This window comes from Achromobacter sp. 2789STDY5608621, assembly GCF_001299375.1.
GTDB lineage: Bacteria > Pseudomonadota > Gammaproteobacteria > Burkholderiales > Burkholderiaceae_B > Achromobacter > Achromobacter insuavis.
Genome location: NZ_CYTU01000017.1, coordinates 421 through 24,516 on the forward strand (window position 1 = coordinate 421; position 24,096 = coordinate 24,516).

The window sequence follows — 24,096 nt, forward strand, 5'->3', positions numbered from 1 at the left end:
CGGCGCGCGCCGGGCCCAGCGCTGCATCATCAGCACCGCCACCACCGCCAGGCCGGTCGCCAGCCCGCTCCAGATGCCGACGCCACGCCAGTCGGCGCGGAACGCCAGCCAGGCGCCGCACGGCAGGCCCACGCCCCAGTAGCCGATGGCCGCGTAGATCATCGGCACGCGCGTGTCGTGCAGGCCGCGCAGCATGCCCGCGCCCAGCACCTGCGCGCCGTCGACGATCTGGAACACCGCCGCCACGGCCAGGTAGCTGACCGCGAAGGCCAGCACCTTGGCGTTGGCCGGATCGTGCACGTCCATGAACACCGACACCAGCGCGTACGGCACGGTCAGCATCAGGGCCGCGGCGATCACCATCGAGCCGATGCCCAGGCCGAAGGCGCTCCAGCCGGCGCGCGTCACGCCCGCGCCGTCGCCCGCGCCCTGGGCGTAGCCGACCCGCACCGTGGCCGCCTGCGCCACGCCGTAGGGAATCATGAAGGTCACGCTGGCGATCTGGATGGCGATGGCGTGCGCCGCCAGTTCGGCCTCGCCCAGCCAGCCGATCAGGAAGGCCGCGGCGTTGAAGATGGTGACCTCGAAGGCGGTGGCCACGCCGATCGGCAGGCCCAGTTTCCAGAACGCCTTCAGGCGCGGCCAGTCGGGTTGCAGCAGGTCGCCGAACAGGCGATAGCGGCGGAAGCGCCGGTCGCGCAGCACCACCACGACCATGCCCACGAACAGGCTCAGGCTGGCGACCGCGCTGGCCACGCCCGCGCCGATCAGGCCCAGCGCCGGAAAGCCGAGGTTGCCGAACACCAGCACCCAGTTGCCCAGCACGTTGAACAGGATCGCGCCGACCGCCACGATGAAGGCCCAGCGCGCCTGCTGCAGCGCGGCCACGAACGAACGCAGCACCAGGAACCCCAGGAACGGCGGCATGGCCCAGAGCAGGGCGCGCAGGTACTGGCCGGCCGGCGCCGCCAGTTCGGGCGGCTGGCGCAGCAACAGCAGGATCTGCTCGCCATACCAGAGCGCCAGGCAGCCCGGCACCGACACCAGCGCCGCGGTCCACAGGCCCTGGCGCACGGTGCGGCGCACGTCGCGCACGGAATTGCGGCGCGCGCCTTCGGCCCGCGCCGCCATCGGCGCGGTGGCGCTGACCAGGCCCAGCGCGAAGAAGGCGATGGCGGAATACAGGTTGGCGCCCAGCGCGCTCGCCGCCAGCGGCTGCGAACCCAGGTGGCCGATGAACATGACGTCCGTCACCGTCATCGCGATCTGGGCGAGATTGGTCAGCACCAGCGGCAGGCTCAGCAGCAGGGTGGCGACGATTTCACGTTTCCAGGCGGCGCGGCGAAGGGCGGGCATGCGGCTTCTCTTGTAGACGAAGCCCGCATCTTAAACGTCGTTCGGGGTTAACCCGGATATTTCCCCTGGCCCGGGCGGGACATCGCGGCGGCGCGTGCGCGACGGGCGCGTGCGTCGCGCGTCATGTCGCGCGCCAGGCCGGCGGGCGCTTTTCCAGGAAGGCGCTCACGCCTTCCCGCGCTTCGTCCGAGCCGCGCACGGTAGCGATGCGCTCGACCGAATCGGCAATCAGCGCGGCATCCAGCGGCTGGCCGGCGAAATCGCGCACCAGCCGCTTGCTGGCCTGCACCGCCTGCGGGCCGTTGTCGCACAGCGCGCGGCACACGGCCTCGGCTTCGTCCTGCAATTGCGCCGCCGGCGCCACGCCGTGCAGCAGGCCCATGCGGTAGGCCGCCGCGGCGTCGAAGCGCTCGGCGGTCAGGCAATAGCGGTTGGCGGCGCGTTCGCCCAGGGCGCGGATCACGTAGGGGCTGATGGTGGCCGGCAGCAGGCCCAGCCGGGCTTCGGACAGGCAGAACTGCGCGTGGTCGGCGGCGATGGCGACGTCGCAGGCCGCCACCAGGCCCAAGCCGCCGGCGTAGGCGTCGCCGTTGACCGCGGCCACCACCGGCTTGGGGCAGGTCCAGATGACGCGCAACATCTCCGCCAGGCGGGCGGCGTCGGCGCGATTGTCGGCGTCCGTCAGCGTGCCCATCTTGCGCATCCAGTTCAGGTCGCCGCCGGCGCAGAACGCCTTGCCCGCCCCGGTCAGCAGCAGCACCCGCACCGCCGGATCGTCCGCCGCCGCGCGCACCGCGGCGGTCAGGGCCGCGATCAGCGTCTCGTCGAAGGCGTTGCGCAGGTCGGGGCGGTTCAGCGTCAGGCGGGCGATGGGGCCGTCGCGGGTCTCCAGCAGCGGACTGTCCGGCGTCATGCGTGTCTCCAGATATTGATTTCAACTCAATTAATAACCCGGACTGATTGAGCGCAGATATAGGGTATTACGCCAAGTCAGGATATTTATCTGGAGGATATTGAGTTATCCTCAAAAAAATAACGATGGAGCGAGACATGAGCCATTTCCCCGACGCCGCCGGCGCCGCGGCGCGCTACGCGTCGGTCTTCCGGCCTGGCCTGTTCGACGGCAAGACCGTCATGGTGACCGGCGGCGGCAGCGGCCTGGGCCGCTGCACCGCGCACGAGCTGGCCTCGCTGGGCGCGGGCCTGGCGCTGGTGGGCCGCAAGCCGGAAAAGCTGACGGCCACGCGCGATGAACTGGCGCGCGTCTACCCCGAGGCCGCCGGCCGCATCACACTGCACGCCTGCGACATCCGCGACGAAGCCGGCGTGCGCGGCGCGGTGGCCGACGCCCTGGCCGCGCATGGGGCCATCGACGGCCTGTTCAACTGCGCCGGCGGCCAGTTCCCGGCGCCGCTGGAGCAGATCAGCTTCAACGGCTGGAACGCGGTGGTGCAGAACAACCTGCACGGCACTTTCCTGGTGGCGCGCGAGGTCTACACCCAGCACATGCGCCAGCACGGCGGCGCCATCGTCAACATGCTGGCCGACATCTGGGGCGGCATGCCCGGCATGGGGCATTCCGGCGCGGCCCGCGCCGGCGTCTGGAACCTGACCGAGACGGCGGCCTGCGAATGGGCCCATGCCGGCGTGCGCGTGAACGCGGTGGCGCCGGGCTGGATCGCCTCCAGCGGCATGGACAGCTACGACGAGGACTACCGCGCGGTGCTGCGCGGCCTGGCCGCCAAGGTGCCGTTGCAGCGCTTCGGCACCGAGGCCGAATTGGCGGCGGCGGTGGTGTTCCTGCTGTCGCCGGCGGCGGCCTTCATCACCGGCAGCGTCATCCGCGTCGATGGCGGCGTGCCCAACGCGCGCCATTCCTGGACCCTGCCGCCGGCCGCGCGCGGCGACACCTACGACGGCTTTCCTCAGTACGCGCCGCCGTCCTTGTTCTCGGCGGACTGAAGCCGATGCAGGGCGTCTTGCACCTCGCCGCGGAACTGCGCCAGCGCCAGGGCATCGCGCCGCGGCGGCTGCAGCGCCTGCCACAGGAAGTCGACCAGGTGGTCGGCGGTGGCGGCCACGTCGACCCGCGCGCCGCCCAGGATGGCGTCCCACAGCACGTGCTCCATCGGGCCATAGACCGCCGAGCGCAGCAGGCGCAGCGGCATGTCCTGGCGGATATGGCCGTCGGCCTGGCCCTGCGCCAGGATGCGCATCAGCGGCGCGGTGTAGCGCCGTTGCAGGCCGGCGTAGATCTCGCCGAAATCGTCATTGCGGGCGCGGCCTTCGGACAGGATGAACGCGCACAGCCCGGTGCCCTCGGCCAGCAGGTGGCGCAGGTGGGCATGCACCAGGTAATGCAGCCGGGCGCGCGTGCCCTGCACCAGCGGCAGGTTGTCCTCGACCTTGGCGATGATCTCGTCGTACCAGTCGCTGATGACGCGCACGCACAGCTCGCGCTTGCCGCCGAAATAAGTGAACACCGTGCCTTCGGACACGCCCAGCCGCTGCGCGATCTCGGTGGTGGTGGCGGCCTGGAAGCCGGCCTCGGAAAACACCTGCCGCGCGACCCGCAGGATGTCCCGTATCCGTTGCTCGGACTTGGCGCTGGCCGGCGGGCGGCGCATCGGGACGGCGGCGGTTTTCTGCATAGGTGGAGGCAGGGCGATGGGAAGTGGCCGGGGCTTACTATCATAACGACCCGCGGCGCCGCGCCTTAAAGACACGCGAACACGAGACCCGCGACCACAAGACCCGCGACCACAAGAACCGCGACCACAAGAACAGCGACCACAAGAACAGCGACACGGAGACCTGAGCATCATGCTGTCCAGAACCGAGACCTACGCGCAGTTGGCGTCTTCCTTCCAATGGCGCGTGCCGGCGGCCTACAACATCGGCGTGGACGCCTGCGACAAGTGGGCCGATGGCAGCGGCCGCCTGGCGCTGATCCACGAGAAAAGCGACGGCAGCCAGACGCGCTACAGCTTCGACGATATCAAGGCGCGCGCCAATCAGCTGGCCAACGCGCTGCGGCGCCAGGGCGTGCGGCGCGGCGACCGGGTGGCGGTGTACCTGCCGCAGGCGCCCGAGACCGCCGTGACCCACATCGCCGTCTACAAGATGGGCGCGGTGGCGGTGCCGCTGTTCACCTTGTTCGGCGTCGACGCGATCCAGTACCGCCTGGCCGACAGCGGCGCCGCCGCGCTGGTCACCGACGCCGAGGGCTGCCGCCGCCTGCAGGAGATCCGCGCGACGCTGCCGGCTTTGCAGACGGTCTATTGCATCGACGGCCCGGGCGAGGGCGGGGCGCTGCCGCTGCACGCGTCGCTCGACGCCGAGTCCGAACTGTTCGAGCCCGAGCCCACCGCGGCCGACGACCCGGCCGTCATCATCTACACGTCCGGCACCACCGGCAAGCCCAAGGGCGCGCTGCACGCCCATCGTGTGCTGCTCGGCCACCTGCCGGGCGTGGAGATGTCGCACGAATTCTTTCCCGAGCACGCCACGCTGATGTGGACGCCGGCCGACTGGGCCTGGATCGGCGGCCTGCTGGACGTGCTGCTGCCGGCCTGGCACCACGGTGTGCCGGTGCTGGCGCGGCGCTTCGAGAAATTCGACGGCGCCTCGGCCTTCGACCTGATGGCGCGCCATGGCGTTACCCACACCTTCCTGCCGCCCACCGCGCTCAAGATGATGCGCGGCGTGGCCAGCCCGCCCGCGCCCGGCGCGCTGGCGCTGCGCTCGGTGGCCAGCGGCGGCGAATCGCTCGGCGCCGAGCTGATCGACTGGGGCCGCCGCGTGCTGGGCGTGACCATCAACGAGTTCTATGGCCAGACCGAATGCAACATGCTGGTGTCGTCGTGCTCGTCGCTGTTCGCGCCGCGCATCGGCAGCATCGGCCGCGCCGCGCCCGGACACCGGGTCGCCATCGTGGATGAGCAGGGCGCCGAAATGGCCGATGGCCAGGAAGGCAACATCGGCGTATTGCGGCCCGACCCGGTGATGTTCCTGGGCTACTGGAACAACCCGCAGGCCACCGCCGAGAAATTCGCCGGCGACTACCTGCTGACCGGCGACATGGGCGTGCGCGACGCCGACGGCTTCATCCGCTTCGTCGGCCGCAACGACGACGTCATCACCAGCGCCGGCTACCGCATCGGCCCCGGGCCGATCGAGGACTGCCTGCTGGGCCACCCGGCCGTGCGCATGGCCGCCGTGGTGGGCGTGCCCGACGCCGAGCGCACCGAGGTGGTGATGGCCTACGTGGTGCTGCACGATGGCGTGACGGGCGACGAGGCGCTGGTCAAGGCCTTGCAGGCGCACGTGCGCACCCGCCTGGCGGCGCACGAATACCCGCGCCGCATCCGCTTTGTAACCAGTTTGCCCAGCACTGCCACCGGCAAGATCATCCGCCGCGCATTGCGTGACGGCAGCTATGCCTGAGCCGCGCCGGCCATTGAAAAAAGCGATGACAAACCCGGTGACAAACTCGTCCGTTTGGTCGGGTTGACGGCCGACCGGCCGCTGCAAGTATGATGGCGCAAACATGTATACGGCCCCACTCAAAAGGGGCCGTATCGCCATTAGCCTTAGTATGGAGATAACCCTAATGAATAAGCCCTTGGACGGGGGCCTGGCGGCCTTGAACGTACCCGCGTACGTCAAGCACCGCGGCCTGATCGACTGGGTCGCCAGTGTGGTGGCGCTGGCCAAACCGGATCGCGTCGAATGGTGCGACGGTTCGCAGGAAGAATACGATCGCCTGTGCGAACTCATGGTCCAGGCCGGCACCATGCGCCGGCTCAACCCGGCCAAGCGGCCCAATTCCTTCCTGGCCTGTTCCGACCCGTCGGACGTGGCGCGCGTCGAAGACCGCACCTTCATCTGCTCCGACCGTCCCGAGGACGCCGGCCCGACCAACAACTGGGCCGACCCGGCCGAGATGCGCGCCACGCTCAACGGCCTGTTCGACGGCGCCATGCGCGGCCGCACGCTGTACGTGGTGCCGTTCTCGATGGGGCCGCTGGGTTCGGACATCGCCCACATCGGCGTCGAGCTGTCCGACAGCCCGTATGTCGCGGTCAACATGCGCATCATGACGCGCATGGGCAAGCAGGTCTACGACGTGCTGGGCGCCGACGGCGACTTCGTGCCGTGCGTGCACTCGGTCGGCAAGCCGCTGGCCGCCGGCGAGGCCGACGTGGCCTGGCCCTGCAACGCCACCAAGTACATCGTCCATTTCCCCAAGAGCCGCGAGATCTGGAGCTTCGGCTCGGGCTACGGCGGCAACGCGCTGCTGGGCAAGAAGTGCTTCGCGCTGCGCATCGCCTCCACCATGGGCCGCGACCAGGGCTGGCTGGCCGAACACATGCTGATCCTGGGCGTGACCTCGCCCAAGGGCCGCAAGTACCACGTCGCCGCCGCGTTCCCGTCGGCCTGCGGCAAGACCAACTTCGCCATGCTGATCCCGCCGCAGGGCATGGACGGCTGGAAGGTCACCACCATCGGCGACGACATCGCCTGGATCAAGCCGGGCGCCGACGGCCGCCTGCACGCCATCAACCCCGAGGCCGGCTATTTCGGCGTGGCCCCGGGCACCAGCGAGCAGACCAACTTCAACGCCATGGCCACGCTCAAGGCCAACGTCATCTTCACCAACGTTGCCCTGACCGACGACGGCGACGTCTGGTGGGAAGGCATGACCGACACGCCGCCCGCGCACCTGATCGACTGGCAGGGCCAGGACTGGACCCCGGCCATCGCCCGCGAGACCGGTCGCAAGGCCGCCCATCCCAACGCGCGTTTCACCGCCCCGGCGGCGCAGTGCCCGTCGATCGACCCCGAGTGGGAGAACCCGCAGGGCGTGGTGATCGACGCCTTCATCTTCGGCGGCCGCCGCTCCACCACCGTGCCGCTGGTGACCGAGGCCCGCAGCTGGGTCGAAGGCGTCTACATGGCCGCCACCATGGGCTCGGAAACCACCGCCGCCGCCGTCGGCCAGCAGGGCGTGGTGCGGCGCGATCCGTTCGCCATGTTGCCGTTCTGCGGCTACAACATGAGCGACTACTTCAACCACTGGCTCAACCTGGGCAAGCAGCTCGAAGCCGCCGGCGCCACGCTGCCGCGCATCTACTGCGTCAACTGGTTCCGCAAGGGCCCCGACGGCAAGTTCGTCTGGCCCGGCTTCGGCGAGAACATGCGCGTGCTGCGCTGGATGCTGGGCCGCATCGACGGCCAGGCCAGCGGCGTCGACCAGGTGTTCGGCGTCTCGCCCAGCTACCAGGACATCGACTGGACCGGCCTGGAGTTCAGCCCCGACAAGTTCGAACAGGTCATGTCGGTCGACGCCGGCGCCTGGCGCGACGAACTGGCGCTGCACGACGAGCTGTTCGGCCAGCTGGCCCAGGGCCTGCCGGAAGACCTGCCCGCCACCAAGGTCAAGATCGAAGGGCGCCTGGCCGCCTGAGGCCGGGGGCGCCTGGCCGGCCGCGCCTAGCCGGCCGCGCCTGGCCGGCCGCGCTCGATCACAAACCCGCGCACGGTGACGTGCGCGGGTTTTTTTACGGCACAATCGCCCTATGAAACTCGACGCCGAAGACCTCGCCAAGATCACCGAACTGACCCTGGCCCACTACGAAGAAAGCGCCCGGTCCTTCGAGGAAGGCACGCGCGACCACGACGTCAGCCAGAACATCGCCGCGTTGCTGCGCCACATCGAGGGCGAGCCCCCCTGCGACATCCTCGACCTCGGCTGCGGCCCCGGCCGCGACCTCAAGACCTTCGCCGCACTCGGCCACCGCCCCGTCGGCTTGGACGGCACCCCCAGCTTCGTCGCCATGGCCCGCGCCGCCAGCGGCTGCGAAGTCTGGCACCAGGACTTCCTGCGCCTGCAACTGCCCGCCGCCCGCTTCGACGGCATCTTCGCCAACGCCGTCCTGTTCCACGTCCCCACCCAGGAACTGCCCCGCGTCCTGCGCGACCTGCGCGCCACCCTCAAACCCCGCGGCGTCCTCTTCAGCTCCAACCCCCGCGGCGGCAACCAGGAAGGCTGGAACCGCGGCCGCTACGGCGCCTACCACGACCTGGACGGCTGGCGCACCCTGCTGCAAGCCGCAGGCTTCGAAGAACTCGAACACTACTACCGCCCCGACGGCCTGCCACGCGAACAACAACCCTGGCTCGCCAGTGTGTGGAGAAGGGCGGACTGACCGCACGACGCGATACACGCATCACCCGCGCGCAGCGCATCCTCCCGCCTTCACACACCCAGACGCCCATCGCGGCCGCCCGCGCGGCCACGATGGGCAGCCCTGAAAATTCCCTTCCCCGATCACAGGTCCAGCAGCGCGACAAGCCAAGACGCACGTAGCCCCTCGGGCGGGCGCAGTCGGTGGCGGGCAACCTCGATGCGCCCGAGGGAATCTGAAGGCAGTCGCCGCAGGCGACAACGAAGATGACAACGGGGGGGGCCGCCTAGGCAAGTCCGGAGCGAACGCTCCGGACCGCAATCGTGGGCGCCCGCCACCGACTGCGCCCGCCCGAGGGGCAGCCTACGAAGCAGAGCCAGCCTACAAAGCCCATCACCCCGATCACCCCCTTCCCCAGGCGAACAAAGCAAAGCAAAAACCGGATACCCACCGCAGCCACCGGCCACTCCCCCTGGATCCCCGTCAACCCACCCCGCAATACCCGCACTCCCTGGATACCCGCCGCCAAATCCGGCTACCGCCCCGCCCGCGCCCGCCCTCAACATCCGCCTCACGATCTCAGCAACCCAAGAGGCAAGCAAATGAAGGGACTGGCCCACAAAACCGCCATCGTCACCGGCGGCGCCACGCTGATCGGCGCCGGCGTCGTCGCCGCGCTGCGCGCCAAGGGCGTGCGCGTCGCCATCTTCGATATCGACGCCGGCGGCGCCGCCCGCGTCGCCGCCACCGACCCCGACGGCATCCGCGCCTGGCCGCTCGACATTACCGACGACGCCCAGCTGGCCCGCGCCGTCACCGAGGTCGCCGCCCACTTCGGCCGCATCGACTACCTCGTCAACCTCGCCGCCACCTACCTCGACGACGGCGCCGCCTCCGGCCGCGCCGACTGGCTGCGCGCCCTGGACATCAACGTCGTCAGCGCCGTCATGGCCGCCCGCGCCGTGCATCCGCACCTGGTGGCCGCCGGCGGCGGCGCCATCGTCAACTTCACCAGCATCTCGTCGCGCGTCGCGCAGACCGGCCGCTGGCTCTATCCGGTCTCCAAGGCCGCCTTGCTGCAGGTCACCCGCAGCCTGGCGATGGACTACGCCGGCGACCGCATCCGCGTCAACTCGGTCTCGCCCGGCTGGACCTGGTCGCGCGTGATGGACGAACTGACCCAGGGCGACCGCGCCAAGACCGACCGCGTCGCCGCCGACTTCCACCTGCTGGGCCGCGCCGGCGATCCGGCCGAGGTGGCCGAGGTGGTCGCCTTCCTGCTGTCGGACCACGCCAGCTTCGTCACCGGCGCCGACTACGCCGTCGACGGCGGCTATTCCGCCATGGGCCCCGAACAGGCCCGTCCCGCCATCCCGCGCCTGGCCGAATAAGGCCGGCCTTACCGCTCATCGGGCCGCCAGGAACCCGGCGGACCCGCACACCAAACAGGAGATCCATCATGCGTCGAATCGCGATCGTCGGAGGAGGGCAGGCCGGCCTGCCGTTGGCACTGGGCCTGCTGGACAAGGGCTACGAGGTGACCGTGGTCACCAACCGCGAGCCCGATGACATCCGCCGCGGCAAGGTCATGTCCAGCCAGTGCATGTTCGATGCCTCGCTGCAGATCGAGCGCGATCTGGGCCTGAACCAGTGGGAAGCCGACTGTCCGCCGGTCGAAGGCATCGGCCTGGCCGTGCCGCACCCCGAGCGCCCCGGCCACAAGCTGATCGACTGGGCAGCGCGCCTGGACCGCCCGGCGCAGGCGGTGGACCAGCGCATCAAGATGCCGGCCTGGATGGAATTGTTCGCCGCACGCGGCGGCCGCCTGCTGATCCAGGATGGCGGCGTGGCCGAACTGGAGCTGCTGGCCGCCTCGCACGACCTGGTGCTGCTGGCCGCCGGCAAGGGCGACGTGGTCAAGCTGTTCGAGCGCGACACCGCGCGCTCGCGCTTCGACAAGCCGCAGCGCGCGCTGGCCCTGACCTACGTGCACGGCATGCGCCCGGCGCCGGTGTTCTCGCGGGTCGCCTTCAACCTGATCCCCGGCGTCGGCGAGTACTTCGTGTTCCCCGCGCTCACCACCACCGGCCCCTGCGAAATCATGGTGTTCGAAGGCGTGCCGGGCGGCCCGATGGACTGCTGGCGCGATATCAAGACGCCGCAGGACCACCTGGCCAAGAGCCTGGACATCCTGCGCACCTTCCTGCCCTGGGAGGCCGAGCGCTGCGCGTCGGTCGAGCTGACCGATGCCAACGGCATCCTGGCCGGCAGCTTCGCGCCCACGGTGCGCAAGCCGGTCATGACGTTGCCGTCGGGCCGCCTGGTGTTCGGCCTGGGCGACGCCGTGGTCACCAACGACCCCATCACCGGCCAGGGCTCGAACAACGCCACCAAGGCCTGCGCCGTCTATCTGGAGGCGATCCTGGCGCGCGGCGACCAGGCTTTCACGGCCGAGTGGATGCAGCAGACCTTCGAGCGCTTCTGGGACTACGCCAGCGCCGTGGTCGACTGGACCAACTCGATGCTGCTGCCGCCGCCGCCGCATCTGCTGCACCTGCTGCAGGCCGCCGGCGACGCGCCCGCCCTGGCCAGCGCCGTCGCCAACGGCTTCAACCATCCGCCCAACTTCTTCCCGTGGTGGACCGACGCCACCGCCTGCGAGGCCTTCATCGCCGCCAAATCCACCCGGGCGGCGGCGTGATGGCGGCCCTGGACTGGGGCAGCACCGACCTGCACCCCAAGGTCCTGCGCGGCGTGCTGGGCAGCTACCCGACCGGCGTGGCCATCGTCGCCACGCGCTGTCCGGACGGCCGCAAGGTCGGGCTGACCATCAACTCCTTCGCCTCGCTGTCGCTCGATCCGCCGCTGGTGCTGTGGAGCCTGGTGAACCGCTCGCCCAACCTGGCGGCGTTCCGCGACTGCGACCACTTCACCATCAGCGTGCTGGCCTGCGGCCAGGAGGCGCTGGCGCGGCGTTTCGCCGATCCGGCGGTGCCGGACAAGTTCGAAGGCGCCGAGCTGCACGAGGTGCCCGAGGGCGTGCCTGCCATCGCCGGCGCCGTGGCCACGCTGGTCTGCGCCAACGACCAGCAGAGCCCGGCCGGCGACCACCTGCTGCTGTTCGGCCGGGTGCTGCGCGTGGCCAGCCTGGAGGCCACGCCGCTGGTGTTCCATGCGGGGCGCTTCACGGCGCTGACCCTATGATGCCCTCATCTTCCGCGTCCGACGCCCAGATCATCGTGGTGGGCAGCGGCATGAATTCGCTGGTGTGCGCCGCGCTGCTGGCGCAGCGCGGCAAATCGGTGCTGGTGCTGGAGCGCAACGACCGCCTGGGCGGCTGCATCCGCACCGAGGAATTGTTTCCCGGCTACCGCCACGACGTGCTGTCGAGCTGGTATCCGCTGTTCGTCGGCGGTCCCGCCTACGCCGCTCTCAAGCCGGCCCTGCAGGCGGCCGGCCTGGAATTCGCCCAGTGCGACTACACCACCGGCCTGGCGCTGCCCGACGGCAGCGGCATCGCCCTCAAGCAGGACATCGCGGACAGCGCGCGGCGCCTGGACGCCTGGGCGCCCGGCGACGGCGCCGCGTTCGGCGCCATGGCGCAACGCCTGTTCGGCGAAGACGCCGCGCTGACCTTCGGCCTGCTGGGCCAGAACCCCTATGGCGCCGGCATGCTCAAGCTGCTGTTCGGCGAGTGGCGCCGGCGCGGCCTGGACGGGCTGATGGCGTTCGCCGCCGATTCGCTGGAGAGCTTTCGCCGCTGGTCCGACCGTGAATTGCAATCCGACGCGGCGCGCGCGTTGATCGCGCCCTGGGTGCTACACACCGGCCTGGGACCGGACGACGCCTGTTCGGCGCTGATCGGCAAGCTGACCTTCGCCGCGGTGGTGGCCGGCGGCATGCCGGTGGTCAAGGGCGGCAGCCAGGGCGTGGTGGACGCCCTGGCAAAGGTCATCGAGCACCACGGCGGCCGGCTGCAGACTGGCGCCGCCGTCGAACGCATCCTGACGCATGGCGAAGGCCGCCGCCGCCGCGCCGTCGGCGTCGTGGCCGCCAGCCGCGAGTACCGCGCCCGCGAGGCCGTGGTCTGCAACGTCACGCCCGGCCAGCTGTACTGCACGCTGCTGCCCGACGCGCCCGAGCCGCTGCGGCGCCGCGCCGCCGGCTACCGCCACGGCCGCGGCGGCATGCAGATCCATTTCGCGCTCGACGCGCCGCCCGACTGGCGCACGCCCGAACTGCGCCACGTGCCGCTGGTGCACCTGACCGAGAGCATGGAGCAGGTCTGCGCCTCGGTCACCGAGGCCAACAACGGCCTGTTGCCGGCGCGGCCGACGCTGGCAATCGGCCAGCCGGTCGCCGTCGATCCGTCGCGCGCGCCGGCCGGCGGCTGGATCCTGTGGGTGCAGATGCAGGAGCTGCCGGTGCGCGTCAAGGGCGATGCCGCCGGCCTGATCGACACGCCCGCCGACGGCCGCTGGACCGAGGCCCTGCGCGAGGCCGTCGCCGACCGCGTGCAGGCGCGGCTGGAACCGGTCATGCCCGGCCTGGCGCAACGCATCGTCGGCCGCCGCAGCTACTCGCCGGCCGACCTGGAGGCGCTGAACTGCAACCTGGTGGGCGGCGATCCGTACGCGGGCATCTGTTCGCCCGACCAGTTCTTCTGGCTGCGACCGTTCGCCGGCAGCCAGGGCGCGCGCGGCCACCGCACGCCGCTGCGCAACCTTTTCCACATCGGCGCCGCCACCCACCCGGGTCCCGGACTGGGCGGCGGTTCCGGCTATCTCGTCGCACAACAACTCGCGCCCCGCGGGGGCAGGAGCGGAACATGAGCAGACACCTGACACGCCGGCTGGCTTGCGCCGCGGCATTGGCGCTGGCCGGTGGCGTGGCGCAAGCCACCGAAGGCGGCGGCCTGGGCATCTATCCGGACGGCCTGGAGAACTTCATGTCGGGCGCGCTGCCGCCGCCCGGGGTGCACATGCTGGTCTACGGCGGCGGCGCGCGCTACGACAAGCTGCGCGGCAACGATGGCGAACGCCTGCCGGTGCCGGACTTCAAGGTAGACGTCAACGTGCTGGCCCCGCGCCTGATCTGGGTCACGCCGCAGCAGGTGCTGGGCGGCCAGCTGGCCTTCCATGCCATCGCGCCGCTGCTGGACGTCACCTTCAAGGCCGGCGGCCAGCGCTACCGCAGCACCGGCCTGGGCGACATGACGCTGGGCGTGGCGCTGGGCTATCACCTGTCCGAATCGCTGCACTACGTGGTCGGCCTGGACATGTACGCGCCCACCGGCGAATACGACCGCAAGGACCCGTCCAGCCTCGGCAAGAACTACTGGACCGCCCAGCCCGTGTTCGCGCTCAGCCGCATCAGCCCGGACGGCTTCAATGCCGACCTGAAGCTGATGTACGACTTCAACTTCCGCAACTCCGCCACCGACACCCGCTCGGGCCAGGCCATCCACGCCGACTACGCGGTGGGTTGGGGCGTGGGCAAGGGCTGGGTGCTGGGCGTGGGCGGGCATGCCTTCCAGCAGGTCACCGACGACAAGGGTCCCAACAGCGCCGCCGGCCGTGCCCGCGCCTTCGGCGTGGGGCCGTCGGTGCGCTACATGAACGACCGCGGCTGGCTGTTCACCGCCAAGTGGCAGCAGGAATTCCAGGTCAAGAACCGGCCGGAGGGCGCGCAGCTGTACGTCAAACTGGCGATTCCGTTCTAGGGCCCGCGCCTGGCTCCTTCCAGGATAGACAGGCCTTGGGGCTGCGTGCGGCGGGCCGGCCCGGCAGCGGGCCCGCCGCGGGGAAGGGGGCGGCAGCAAGGCGGGCGCCGCCCGCCCGTCGCCGCGAATGGGCTAGACTCAAGGCTCTCTTCGTTTCAAGTAGCCATCCATGATTGTCAAAGCCTTGCGTGTCGGTGTGGGTCAACTGATTGTCCTGGGCGATGCGCTGACGCGCCCGCGCCCGCAGCAACGCTCGGCCCAAGGCCAGGCCGCCGTCGACCGCGAGGCGGCCGCGCTGTCGCTCTACCAGTTCCATGCCTGCCCGTTCTGCGTCAAGACGCGGCGCGCCATCCACCGCCTGAACGTGCCCGTTGCGCTGCGCGATGCCAAGGGGGATCCGCAGGCGCGCGCCGAATTGCAGGCTGGCGGCGGCAAGGTCAAGGTGCCGTGCCTGCGCATCGAGGAAGCGGGCGGCACGCGCTGGATGTACGAGTCCAGCGACATCATCGCCTACCTTGAACAACGCTACGCGAACGTGGCCTGACGCGGCGGCCTCATGACACGCCCCGCCCGCCGCCTGGCTCTCCTGACCCTGTGCGCGGCCGTGGCGCTGGCGGGCTGCGACTCGTCGCTGCCGCCGCCGCCCGCCGGGTCCAGGCTCACGGCGGAGACCCTGGCCACCCAGGAAACGCCGCCCGAACTCCAGTTCAAGGGCGCCTTGGCGGGCAAGCCCATCCACCTGCTCATGCATGAATGCAAGGTCTACAAGGTGGACCCGGCGGAAGGCGGCAATGTCGCCTGGACGCTGGTGCTGGAAGGCGATTTCTATCTGCTGCCCACCGCCTGCGTGCGCCAGGAACTGACGGCGGGCAAGGGCTTCGTGCTGGCCTTCATCGGCCGCCAGGCGTTCGGCGCCGGCGGCTGCTGCACCGGCACTCCGCAGTACCGCTCGACCGACGGGCTGACCTGGAAGCCGCGCTGAACGCCACGTTGAATGCCGAACTGAATGCCGCAATGAACGCCATCAGCGTGAGCGGACGATCGTTTGCGGTTGGCCATCCCCAGGGTTGTTTGAACGCAAGGCCTGGCCAGTCCTGACAAAGTTGCCGCTTCCGCCGTGCCGCCGCGCGTGCCGCGTCAGCCGTGCCGCCGCACGCTCTGGCTGGGGCTCTCGCCGTAGCGCGCCTTGTAGCCGGCGCTGAAACGCCCCAGGTGCGCGAAACCCCAGCGCAGCGCCACCCCCGCGACGTTCTGGCATTCACCCGCCACCAGCTCGGCGCGCGCCCGTTCCATGCGCAGGTCGCGCAGATAGTGCATGGGGCTGATCCCCAGGAATTCCTTGAAGCCGGCATACAGGCTGCGCACGCTGACCCCCGCGATGCGCGCCAGTTGCTCGGCGCTGACCGGCTCGTGCGCATGCGCCTGCAGATAATCCTGCACGCAGCGCACGTGGCGCGGCAGCACCGCGCCGCGCCGGCCCGCCGGCGTGGCGCTGTAGTTGTGGGGCAGGGTGGACAGCAGCGTCGCCGCCACCAGCTGTTCCATCTGGTGCACGATCAGCTTGTGCTGGGCCAGGTCGGCGTGCTGCGACGAACAATCCAGCAGATACGCCATCAGGCAGCGCCAGGCCGGACACTCGCGCCAGCGGAACCCCAGCTGGAAGCGCAGCGGCCGATCCAGCGTACAGCCCAGGTGGCCCACCAGCGTGCGCTCCAGCAGCGAGCGGCCCACCCGCAACATGAACTGGTCGTTGTCGTCGGCCCAATGCATCGCCAGGTCGTCATCCGGGCTGACCACCGACGCCACGTCCGGCGTCGAATCCACCCGCTGCGGCCCGCTCTCGATCAGCGCGGTGCCCGACAGCGGCATCTGCACCAGGAAGAAGTCCTCCAGCGGCCCCGGCCGAATCTCGACATTCGCCCCGTAGCGCAGCCGGTTCAGCGACACCTCGCCCAGCGGCTGGTGATGCATGCGCGCGTTCAGGCGCTGCGTCGACCCGACCACGCCCAGGTGGTGCGGCCGCATCACCCGGCCCACCATCGCGCGCGCCTCGTCCAGGTCGCCCGAGGCGAACAGCTGTTGCGCCGGCGTCGCCAGAATGGTGTCGATGCGCCACCCCGCGGCGCCGGCCATTGCCCCGGCGGCCGGGCGCGGCTCGGCGGGTTGCCATGATGTCTCGGCATCGGACTGCGTCGTGTTCAGCATGGCCGGGATTCCTTGCTCAGGTCCTGATGTCCGGCGGGCAGCGGCCGCCGGTTCCCCTGGCGGCCACGTCCGTGGCGCGCCTTTATGATGGTCCTCATAGTAAAACGCCGCGCCCCGCGCGGGACTGCTGGAAAACCCGTCCCGGTGGGCATGGGACTATCCGTTTTTTGCGCTGGCTGTCCGCGGCGTGCGGGAAAGCGGCCGGGGCCGGCGGCTGTCGTCAGGGGGCCGGGCTGGCCCGTGCCCTCAGAGGATGGCCTGCAGCCCTTTGTCGGCGATCAGGTTGAGCAGCTTGAGCGCCGGCCCGGTGGGGCGGGTCTGGCCTTGTTCCCATTTGCGCACGGTCGAGGCGGTGGTGTGCAGGTGCAGCGCGAATACCGGCTGGCTGAAGTTCAGGGATTCGCGCAGGCGGCGGATGTCCGTCGCATCGAGGTCACGGACCGGCGGAGGGCAGAGGCTGTCGAATTCGCGCAGGGTGACCTTGCCGACCGCGCCCGCGTCGTGCAACGCGGCCAGATCGTCGCGGATGTCCTCAATGATCTTGCTCACAATGGATCTCCAATAGGATGCCGGATCCGAGCGCTTTCGAGATGGCGTCGGGGGATAGTTCGAGGAATACCCGTCCTGCGAATTGCAGTGCCTTCTGTTCCTCCGGCGCTATGTTTTCCTGGTCGCTCTTGGAAAAGCCATGCAGAAACACATAGCGGTGGCCAAGGCGAGCGGAAAGCAATGCGCGATATCCATGGCTTTTGCCCCCGCCTGGCCGGGACACTCGTTGTTTGTAGAGCAGGCCTCCCAGGCTGGCGTCGATCAAGCCGTGTTCCATTGCCCTGACCGCCATGCAGAGTGCGGCGTCAGGCAGGCGTTCCTCTGCCTGCCATCGGGCAAAGCGTTTTCGCTTCAGGATGCGTTTCATCAGTGTTCCTAAATGTACCCGCTTCGGGCATGATTTAAAGCGCCCGAGTGGATATTTCCTCGAGGCTTTCGTCCTATTCTCGAAAATGCGGCCAAGGGGCCACGTTGGCCCCCTGCGCGTGCCGCGCGAGGCGGCCAGTGCTGATGTGCAAACGTAGCGCAGACGGGCAAGCTTTGTGAGGGATGCCGTGCTCAACATGTCCACGTTGATGGCGCACTGGAGGACCAGGGAACGGATAGGCGGCAATTGGCGCAACCGGGTGCAAGCTGATGTGGGAGCGCGACATCTGCTACGTCGCCAACAATTCCCGCTGGCGCGTGATGGCCGAGACCTCGAACCTGATCGAGACCGAGTATCCGGACAAGGGCTATTACGGCCTGGCCTACAGCATCGCCCGCGCCAAGCTATACATGAAGACCGGCAAGCAGCTCACTGACGCGCGCTGAGGCGGCGCGGCGGCGTGGCCGTCAGGCCGGCCGCCCATCAACGCTTGAGGCAGCTGGACACCGACTCGGTCAGTCGGGCCATTTCCTGGTCGACGCCGAGATCGGTGCAATAGGCGCCGGCGCCGCGCAACGAGAGCGCGAGCGTGGAGGCGCGCTTCGAGACCTCGGCTTTCAGGCGAAAGCCGCTGGTGTTGGGGCTGCTGTAGTGGGTGGTTTCGAGCACCCCGGTCTTGGCGTCGCGGATGGCATGGCCCTGGTCATATTCCCGCCCGGCCGCCGTGCTCGCGGCGGTTGCGCGGTCGATGCACGCGAACACGTCCTCGGTGGCGGCGTCCTGCGGAATCTGAAGCGTGGCGCTCTGGCTGGGGCCGAGCGCGTCGCAGAGCGTCGAAGACGTCGAGCAGCCGCCCAACAGGACAATGATCGCCGCCATCCCGGCCAGCCTGCCTTTCAGGCGGCCATGCGCCTGGATCCCGCCAATACCCGCCATCGCCGTGACCTCCCCCGATCGCTATGCAAACAGACACCCATGGGCTGGCGCACAGGCGGGTGTCGCGTTGCGCTCCCGGTCGGCATGCCCGCCATTCGAGCCTGCATTCTAGAGACTGCGCGACGTGGCGGTGTAACGAGTGATGGCGGTGTGTCTCATTGTCCTTGGAAAAGCGTGCGGATCATCGGGCTCACCCGTTCACGACCTTCGCCGCCGTCACCGTCACTTCCACCAGCCAGCCGGGTTCGACAAGGCCCACCACCTGCGCCCGAGTCCGGGTGGGCAGATGGGGTTGCGCGGGCGAACCAAAGTAGTCGGCATAGACGCTCGAAAACGCGCCGTAGTCCGGCGGGCCGTTCCTGGCGGGTTCCACGACGAAAAGCGCTTGCACGGCAATCACATCGCCCAGCGCATACCCTTTGCCTTCCAGGATTACCTGAATCTGGTCGAACACGCTTCTCGTCTGCGTGCGCAGATCGCCGAAGTGGCTGACCGAGTGGGGTTCGGCGTCGAGATTCGACGGCAGTGCGCCGACGCCGCTCAACGTGATGGTCCGGGCGCTCGCGGGGACTTCAATCGCTTCCGCGAATTCCCGAGCCCACGATGCCTCGAGGCGCCTGGGGGTAGGGTGCCGCACAATGGCGTCGCTCATTGGATTCTCCAAAGGTGAATTGACCGCCTGCCACGAACGCCGTCCACCTGGGATGAGCCCGCTCATAGCCCGCTCATCGGTCCGCAGGAATGCCGAGGGGAGGTCAGCGCATGATGGTACGCAGATGTCGATCATCTGAAAAATGAATTAATTCGATAAAATCGTTCGATCCTGTCGATGGATATCGCTGCCTTGAACCGGGATTCAATGAGAGACAGATGGAACTGCGCCACCTTCGCTATTTCTTGACCATCGTCGAACTCGACAATCTGTCGCGCGCGGCCGAGAAGCTGTGCGTTGCGCAATCCACGCTGTCGCACGCCCTGCGTCAGCTTGAAGAAGAATTGGGCATCGCGTTGTTTGACCGGGTAGGGCGGACCATGCGCCTCACTCAGGCCGGTCGGGTGTTCCGCGACTATGCGGCGCGAACATGCAATGAAGCGACGCGGGCCAAGCGGGCGATGCAGGAGTTGAACGAGCTCGACGCGGGTACCTTCACCTTGGGCGCCATCCCGGTATTTCCCCTGGCATTTCTGCCGCGCACGGTCTCGGCCTTCAACCAGCGACACCCGAAGGTGCGGATCGTGGTCCAGGATCTGCTCGCGGCGCAGCTCGAGGAAAGACTGGCGCTGGGCATGCTTGATCTCGGCATCGCCTTTCATCCGGCCTCACGCGACGACGTCGAATCCGAACCTCTTTTTTCTGAGCGGCTGGTCCTGGCGGTGGGCCACGATCACCCGTTCGCACGGAAGCGTCGGGTTCAGTGGAAGACGCTCGATTCGATTCCGCTAGCCCTGTTCCCGCCGAAATTCTCGACGCGCATCCTGATCGAAGACGCGTTCAAGACGGCCAATGTGCCATTGCAGGTAGCGGTGGAAATGGATAGCACGGAGTCGCTCCTGGCGGTCGCCGCGGAAGGGCAGCTTGCGACCATCGTCCCTGAAACGGCGGCGACGGGCTTCGAGCGCGTCAATCTCATCCCTATCACGCAGCCGGAATTGTCCCGGCAACTCGGCTTGCTGTGGCCGAAGGGAGCAGGGCGGACTCGCGCCGCGACGACTTTCGCCGGGATGCTCAAGGAAATGTCCATGGCCGTGAGAAAGGGCCAGAAAGCGTGAGGGGATAGACCGAGGAACACCTCTCCAACGAATTGCAGTATCGGTGGCGGATGCAAGCAGACCGCTTGAGCGAATCGTTTTACTATCGCCGTTGACAATTCCCGGCCGCGCTGTGTGAATGGCGCCGCGCCCAATCCTACGCACGCTTACCGAATGACCATGACGCCCTCACGGAAAGAACCGCGCCCGTCCGCGCGGCGCATTCTCGCGGATGTTGCCCCCCTCAGCCATGATCAACGCTACAAGCGCATGGTGGCGCTCGGTCGTGAATCCCTCACGAGTGCGCCTCTGGCCGAAGACCTGCGGTCATTGGCGCAATCGGAGGTCCACTACGAGCGGCTGTTGGCGTTGATGTCGGTCAGTGGTTCCCATGCGACGGATCTGATCGTCACGATGCTCGCCGATCCGTCGCCCATGCTGGCATTGCGTGCCGCCCGGCTGGCGGCGCGTGTCGTGCCCGACGAGCTGCTGGTGCGGCTGATGCCGGACATGACGAAGGCGTGTCGCCGGGATCTTGCCAGCCAGCTCTGGCGAGCCGGGCGCGGACAGGTGAACGATGCCGTCTACCCGACACTTGACGGTGCGGCGCGCCGCCATCTTCTGCCGTGGACGACCGATGCGTTCATCCGCGGCAATCTGGACGCGGAGCTGCTGGCCGCGCTCGAGGCGCCGCAGTGGGCGGCATTGGCGCAGCGCTTGCCGGGATTCGTGCGCGACCAGCTGGTGCAGGCGCTGGAGACGTCCGGCAATCCTTCCTACGTGTTGCGGCTTGCCGTCCGAGCTTCGCTCTATCGCATGTTGCGCAGCGACCGGGCGGCTGGGTTGAGCCTGTTGCGCGTGGCGGTTACCCGACTCCCGGTGAGTGATCTTCCCCTGACGCGCTATGCCTCCTTCTTCCCGAAGGAAATCGGCGCCATTGTCGAAGGCCTGGGAAGCAGGCAGCGCATTCCCTTCACGCCGCGAGCCTTGCGGCGCCTGGACGCGCCCGCGCTGTGCAGGCTGTCGTCGGTCGACGCGCTGCCCAATTTGCAGGCGGTCTTCCCGCAGCTGCGCGCAAGCCAGCGGGACGCGCTTTACCGCCATGGCGGCGAAGCCTGGCGCCGGGACAGCGGGGCCTTGCCGTTTGAGTTCGTGCGGGAGCTGTCCAGCGCCACCCGGCAGGCCGAAGCGCGCCATGCGTTTTCGCTGCGGCTGCTGGCTGCCGAGCCGATGATCCGCCTGCCGTATCTGTCCTGCCTGCCGTTTCAGGAAGCGCTGGCCCTGGCCCAGCCTTTCCTGTCGCAGCCTGATGGCGAATTGCGCGCGCAGGCCGTGGCGGCGGTGGTGGGGGCCGGGAGATACGAGGCATCCAGCTTGTCCGCCATCCTGGACTTCTGCCGGGCCCGTGAAAACGAGCAAGACCCGGTGCGGCTTGCCATGCTGACCGCCCTGGCGGCGCTGCCGCCTTCGCGTTGGGAAACCCGGCATCTGCCCGGGTTCTCCGCGCTGATCGATGCCGCGTTGCGTGCCAGGGACTGCTCGCACCAGACCATGCTGGCGGCCACGCAATGGTTGATGGCCATCATCGCCACCCATGCCGCTTTCGTCGTCGAGACGCTGCCTCGCCTTGTCGAGCGCATGGGCAGCATGGGAAATCTCCGCTACGGGTATTGGGAATCCCGTTTGAGCGACAACGAATTGCTTGAGATCGCCCCGCATCTGATGGGGTTGCTCCAGACATGGATCCGGCGGGATCGCGGCCAGATTGCACTGCAACTGGTCTTGGGCTTCGGATGCCGCGCCAAAGCCGTGGATCTGTTCGTCGACCTGCTGGCCGGCCTGACCCGGGACAAGCGTGGCCATGTGGCGCGGTCGGGGCTGGAGACGCTGGTGAGGCTCGGACTCAGCAAGCGGGTGGCCGAGTTGGTCCCCCAATTGGTGGGAGACGATCCGAGCTGGATCCAGGTTTCGGCGGTTTCCTCGCATCTGCATGTGCGCAGGCAGGACCTGCTGACGCCGTTCCTGAGCGCCCGCGTCTACAAGGGGCGGTTTCCGAGCGGCAAGGCGGCGTTTCTTCCCGCCTATGACAGCGGCTTCTCCCGGTGGACGGCCGCCCAGCAACAATGCTATGCCGGCGAACTGCTCGATATCCTCACGAGCCCGCAACGCAACGCCTGGGAACTCTACGGTTGCGTCCAGCGATACGCGGCCATGCCGTCCATCGATCTGGCGCCGCTCTTCGACTTCGCGCGGCTGGACGCGCCTGACCAGGGACTGCGTGACAAGACGCTGGAAGTGCTCGGGCGCGCCGATGCGGGACGCGGCGTGGCAGCGCTGATGCAGGCATTGGATGACGGCCGGGCCCGCATCGCCATCTATGCCTTGCGTCGATCCCTGATGAACCTGCCCCCCGCGCGGGTCTTGGACCTGCTCGACCGCGTGCCGCGCGGCAAGATCACCGTGGCCAAGGAGATCATTCGGCTCGCTGGCGATCTGAGGACGGACGGCGCCTTCGCATTCCTGACCCGGATCGAAGCCGAACCCAGGCTGCATCCGGATGTGGTGATCGCCTTGATGCGGGCGTACTGGAACTTCCTTGATCGCCCTGAGGTCTGGCAGCGATTGCACGCCGCCGCCCGCAACGAGCAGCCTGCGCTCGCGCGCGCAACCATCCGTATTCCGCCGGTGGGTCTTGCCCCGGACAGCCAGCGCGCATTGAGCAGGCATCTTGCATTGCTGCTTGGACATCCCGACGCGCAAATCCGCAAGGAAACCCTGGAAAGACTGATCGCGATGCCGCCGGGGGAAGGCGAGCCGACGCTGTACCAAGCGCTGGCCGCGCGGCTCGATGACGTCGATGTCGCGCTGGTTGAACTGGCGGCGCGCGCGCTGCTGGGTATCTATGCGGGCAGCTTGCCGCGGGAACTGGCAGGCGGTTTCGCCGGCTTGACGCGGGCGCAGTCATTGGCTGCCGTTGTCGATGCGTATCTGTGGCAGTTGCACCGTGGCCAGCTGGAACTGGCCGCGTCGGCGAACCTGCTGGTCGAGGCCCTGCTGGCCAGGCGCTGGCATCCGGGGCTGGCGCTGCGGCTCGCATTCTCGGTATTGAGTCCGGAGGCCGCGTTGATGACCGCGCGGCAATTCGATTCTTCGGAATTGCTGCATCCCGGCGTCGTCGGGGATGTCCTGGATTCGCTTGCAGAGACGGCGTCTGGTGCGCGCCCGGATCAACTCATCCAGGTCGAAGCATTGCTGGGGGCCGAAGGCAATGCCCGCATGCGGCGGATCGGCCTGGGCTTGCTGCGCGAAATGTCGAACAGGATTGGCTGGACGGAGGACATGCGCCAGCGGCTGGGATTCTATCGGAATGACAAGGATGGCTGGGTTTCCGACGCGGCCGACCTGATCACGTATCCGGATGAGGTTTCCGAATGAAGCGATTCCTCGTCGCCCATGATTACGGCATGGGATCCCTGTGGTGGTGGATAGAGGCGCCTTCGGAAGCGGCAATCGTCCAGACCTATGCCGAAGTTGTGGTTGTCGACCAGACCGAGGTGGATCCTGGGAGGTTTACGGACATTCCGTCGATTCGCATCGGCGATCCCGCTCCCGCGGGCCTTGACGACCTGCAAGCGCAGCGCCGCCTCCAGCGCGCCAATCCGAAATTCGGCGCGCTGGTCGGGCGAGGCAACGTCTACATCAAGCAGGAATTTCCTGAAGATCAGGAGACCTATTTCGTCGAGTACGACGAAAAGGGGTATCGCACGCGCCAGGTCGTTGTGTCGGCCAGTGGCGACGCGGAAAGCACGGGTCCCGAGGATTGGTGTTTCAATCCGCCGGAAGACTTGTGGGACCCGGAACTCGCCGAGCGTGAAACCACGCGGGATGAGTTCGAGTCTTGGTGGGCACGCGCTCGCGCGGCTGGGCGTCTTGCGCCGTGACGACTTTCGCCGGAATGCTCAAGGAGATGTCCATGGCCGTGAGACAGGACCAGAAGGCGTGAGCATGGACGGATTTGCGTT

23 protein-coding genes are annotated in these 24,096 nt (G+C 68.5%); 15 read left to right on the forward strand and 8 right to left on the reverse strand.

Going from position 1 to position 24,096, the window contains the following annotated elements:
* The coding region (locus AOZ53_RS17130) for an MATE family efflux transporter (protein ID WP_082385665.1) at positions 1–1,356 on the reverse strand (1,356 nt) is incomplete at its 3' end.
* Between the two features lie 121 nt (positions 1,357–1,477).
* Positions 1,478–2,269: an enoyl-CoA hydratase/isomerase family protein gene (locus tag AOZ53_RS17135; protein ID WP_054488646.1), complete on the reverse strand. Its 792-nt coding sequence runs from the start codon at positions 2,267–2,269 to the stop codon at positions 1,478–1,480.
* Between the two features lie 137 nt (positions 2,270–2,406).
* On the opposite strand from AOZ53_RS17135, the gene AOZ53_RS17140 reads away from it, so the two are divergent.
* A complete protein-coding gene (locus AOZ53_RS17140) occupies positions 2,407–3,318 on the forward strand; it encodes an SDR family oxidoreductase (protein WP_054488648.1) in 912 nt (303 codons plus the stop codon).
* Here the strand turns inward: AOZ53_RS17140 and AOZ53_RS17145 are convergent.
* A complete protein-coding gene (locus AOZ53_RS17145; protein ID WP_054432240.1) occupies positions 3,282–4,007 on the reverse strand; it encodes a TetR/AcrR family transcriptional regulator in 726 nt (241 codons plus the stop codon). The genes AOZ53_RS17140 and AOZ53_RS17145 overlap by 37 nt on opposite strands.
* Positions 4,008–4,179: 172 nt before the next feature.
* Between AOZ53_RS17145 and AOZ53_RS17150 the strand changes: the two genes are divergently transcribed.
* From AOZ53_RS17150 to AOZ53_RS17195, 10 genes are all read left to right on the forward strand, one after another.
* Positions 4,180–5,802, forward strand: a complete 1,623-nt coding sequence (locus tag AOZ53_RS17150; protein WP_054432239.1) for an acyl-CoA synthetase — start codon at positions 4,180–4,182, stop codon at positions 5,800–5,802.
* 166 nt (positions 5,803–5,968) lie between these two features.
* On the forward strand, positions 5,969–7,825 hold the full coding sequence (locus tag AOZ53_RS17155; protein ID WP_054432238.1) for a phosphoenolpyruvate carboxykinase (GTP): 1,857 nt from the start codon (positions 5,969–5,971) through the stop codon (positions 7,823–7,825).
* Positions 7,826–7,937: 112 nt separating this feature from the next.
* Positions 7,938–8,567: a class I SAM-dependent DNA methyltransferase gene (locus tag AOZ53_RS17160; protein WP_054488649.1), complete on the forward strand. Its 630-nt coding sequence runs from the start codon at positions 7,938–7,940 to the stop codon at positions 8,565–8,567.
* A 581-nt stretch (positions 8,568–9,148) separates the two neighbouring features.
* Positions 9,149–9,937, forward strand: a complete 789-nt coding sequence (locus tag AOZ53_RS17165) for an SDR family oxidoreductase (RefSeq protein ID WP_054488651.1) — start codon at positions 9,149–9,151, stop codon at positions 9,935–9,937.
* Between the two features lie 68 nt (positions 9,938–10,005).
* Positions 10,006–11,247: a styrene monooxygenase/indole monooxygenase family protein gene (locus AOZ53_RS17170; protein ID WP_054432235.1), complete on the forward strand. Its 1,242-nt coding sequence runs from the start codon at positions 10,006–10,008 to the stop codon at positions 11,245–11,247.
* Positions 11,247–11,750: a flavin reductase family protein gene (locus tag AOZ53_RS17175; RefSeq protein WP_054432234.1), complete on the forward strand. Its 504-nt coding sequence runs from the start codon at positions 11,247–11,249 to the stop codon at positions 11,748–11,750. The genes AOZ53_RS17170 and AOZ53_RS17175 overlap by 1 nt, the downstream gene beginning before the upstream one ends.
* The gene (locus tag AOZ53_RS17180; protein WP_369816832.1) at positions 11,747–13,378 is read left to right on the forward strand and encodes a phytoene desaturase family protein; all 1,632 of its coding nucleotides are present in this window, start codon (positions 11,747–11,749) and stop codon (positions 13,376–13,378) included. The genes AOZ53_RS17175 and AOZ53_RS17180 overlap by 4 nt, the downstream gene beginning before the upstream one ends.
* The gene (locus tag AOZ53_RS17185) at positions 13,375–14,268 is read left to right on the forward strand and encodes a SphA family protein (protein WP_054488653.1); all 894 of its coding nucleotides are present in this window, start codon (positions 13,375–13,377) and stop codon (positions 14,266–14,268) included. Before AOZ53_RS17180 ends, AOZ53_RS17185 begins: the two co-directional genes overlap by 4 nt.
* Positions 14,269–14,437: 169 nt before the next feature.
* Positions 14,438–14,812: a glutaredoxin family protein gene (locus tag AOZ53_RS17190; RefSeq protein WP_054432232.1), complete on the forward strand. Its 375-nt coding sequence runs from the start codon at positions 14,438–14,440 to the stop codon at positions 14,810–14,812.
* Positions 14,813–14,824: 12 nt separating this feature from the next.
* A complete protein-coding gene (locus AOZ53_RS17195; RefSeq protein WP_054488655.1) occupies positions 14,825–15,250 on the forward strand; it encodes a hypothetical protein in 426 nt (141 codons plus the stop codon).
* Between the two features lie 155 nt (positions 15,251–15,405).
* On the opposite strand, the gene AOZ53_RS17200 is transcribed toward AOZ53_RS17195, so the two are convergent.
* The 3 genes from AOZ53_RS17200 to AOZ53_RS33465 form a co-directional block, all read right to left on the reverse strand.
* The gene (locus tag AOZ53_RS17200) at positions 15,406–16,473 is read right to left on the reverse strand and encodes an AraC family transcriptional regulator (protein WP_054479339.1); all 1,068 of its coding nucleotides are present in this window, start codon (positions 16,471–16,473) and stop codon (positions 15,406–15,408) included.
* A 246-nt stretch (positions 16,474–16,719) separates the two neighbouring features.
* The gene (locus tag AOZ53_RS17205) at positions 16,720–17,022 is read right to left on the reverse strand and encodes a helix-turn-helix domain-containing protein (RefSeq protein WP_054432229.1); all 303 of its coding nucleotides are present in this window, start codon (positions 17,020–17,022) and stop codon (positions 16,720–16,722) included.
* On the reverse strand, positions 17,006–17,389 hold the full coding sequence (locus tag AOZ53_RS33465) for a type II toxin-antitoxin system RelE/ParE family toxin (RefSeq protein ID WP_082385666.1): 384 nt from the start codon (positions 17,387–17,389) through the stop codon (positions 17,006–17,008). Before AOZ53_RS33465 ends, AOZ53_RS17205 begins: the two co-directional genes overlap by 17 nt.
* 269 nt (positions 17,390–17,658) lie before the next feature.
* Here AOZ53_RS33465 and AOZ53_RS34200 point away from each other — a divergent pair, with 269 nt between their 5' ends.
* Complete coding sequence (locus AOZ53_RS34200) at positions 17,659–17,835, forward strand: hypothetical protein (protein ID WP_156333417.1); 177 nt, start codon at positions 17,659–17,661, stop codon at positions 17,833–17,835.
* A gap of 37 nt (positions 17,836–17,872) precedes the next feature.
* On the opposite strand, the gene AOZ53_RS17215 is transcribed toward AOZ53_RS34200, so the two are convergent.
* Both AOZ53_RS17215 and AOZ53_RS17220 read right to left on the reverse strand, forming a co-directional pair.
* A complete protein-coding gene (locus AOZ53_RS17215; RefSeq protein WP_054488657.1) occupies positions 17,873–18,325 on the reverse strand; it encodes a hypothetical protein in 453 nt (150 codons plus the stop codon).
* A 190-nt stretch (positions 18,326–18,515) separates the two neighbouring features.
* Positions 18,516–18,977, reverse strand: coding sequence for a Rid family hydrolase (locus AOZ53_RS17220; RefSeq protein WP_054488659.1), 462 nt, complete (start codon positions 18,975–18,977; stop codon positions 18,516–18,518).
* Positions 18,978–19,195: 218 nt separating this feature from the next.
* Between AOZ53_RS17220 and AOZ53_RS17225 the strand changes: the two genes are divergently transcribed.
* The 3 genes from AOZ53_RS17225 (at position 19,196) to AOZ53_RS17235 (ending at position 24,015) form a co-directional block, all read left to right on the forward strand.
* A complete protein-coding gene (locus tag AOZ53_RS17225; RefSeq protein ID WP_054488661.1) occupies positions 19,196–20,095 on the forward strand; it encodes a LysR substrate-binding domain-containing protein in 900 nt (299 codons plus the stop codon).
* Between the two features lie 153 nt (positions 20,096–20,248).
* Positions 20,249–23,509: a hypothetical protein gene (locus AOZ53_RS17230; protein ID WP_156333418.1), complete on the forward strand. Its 3,261-nt coding sequence runs from the start codon at positions 20,249–20,251 to the stop codon at positions 23,507–23,509.
* Positions 23,506–24,015: a hypothetical protein gene (locus AOZ53_RS17235; protein ID WP_054488665.1), complete on the forward strand. Its 510-nt coding sequence runs from the start codon at positions 23,506–23,508 to the stop codon at positions 24,013–24,015. Before AOZ53_RS17230 ends, AOZ53_RS17235 begins: the two co-directional genes overlap by 4 nt.
* Positions 24,016–24,096: the final 81 nt, after the last annotated feature.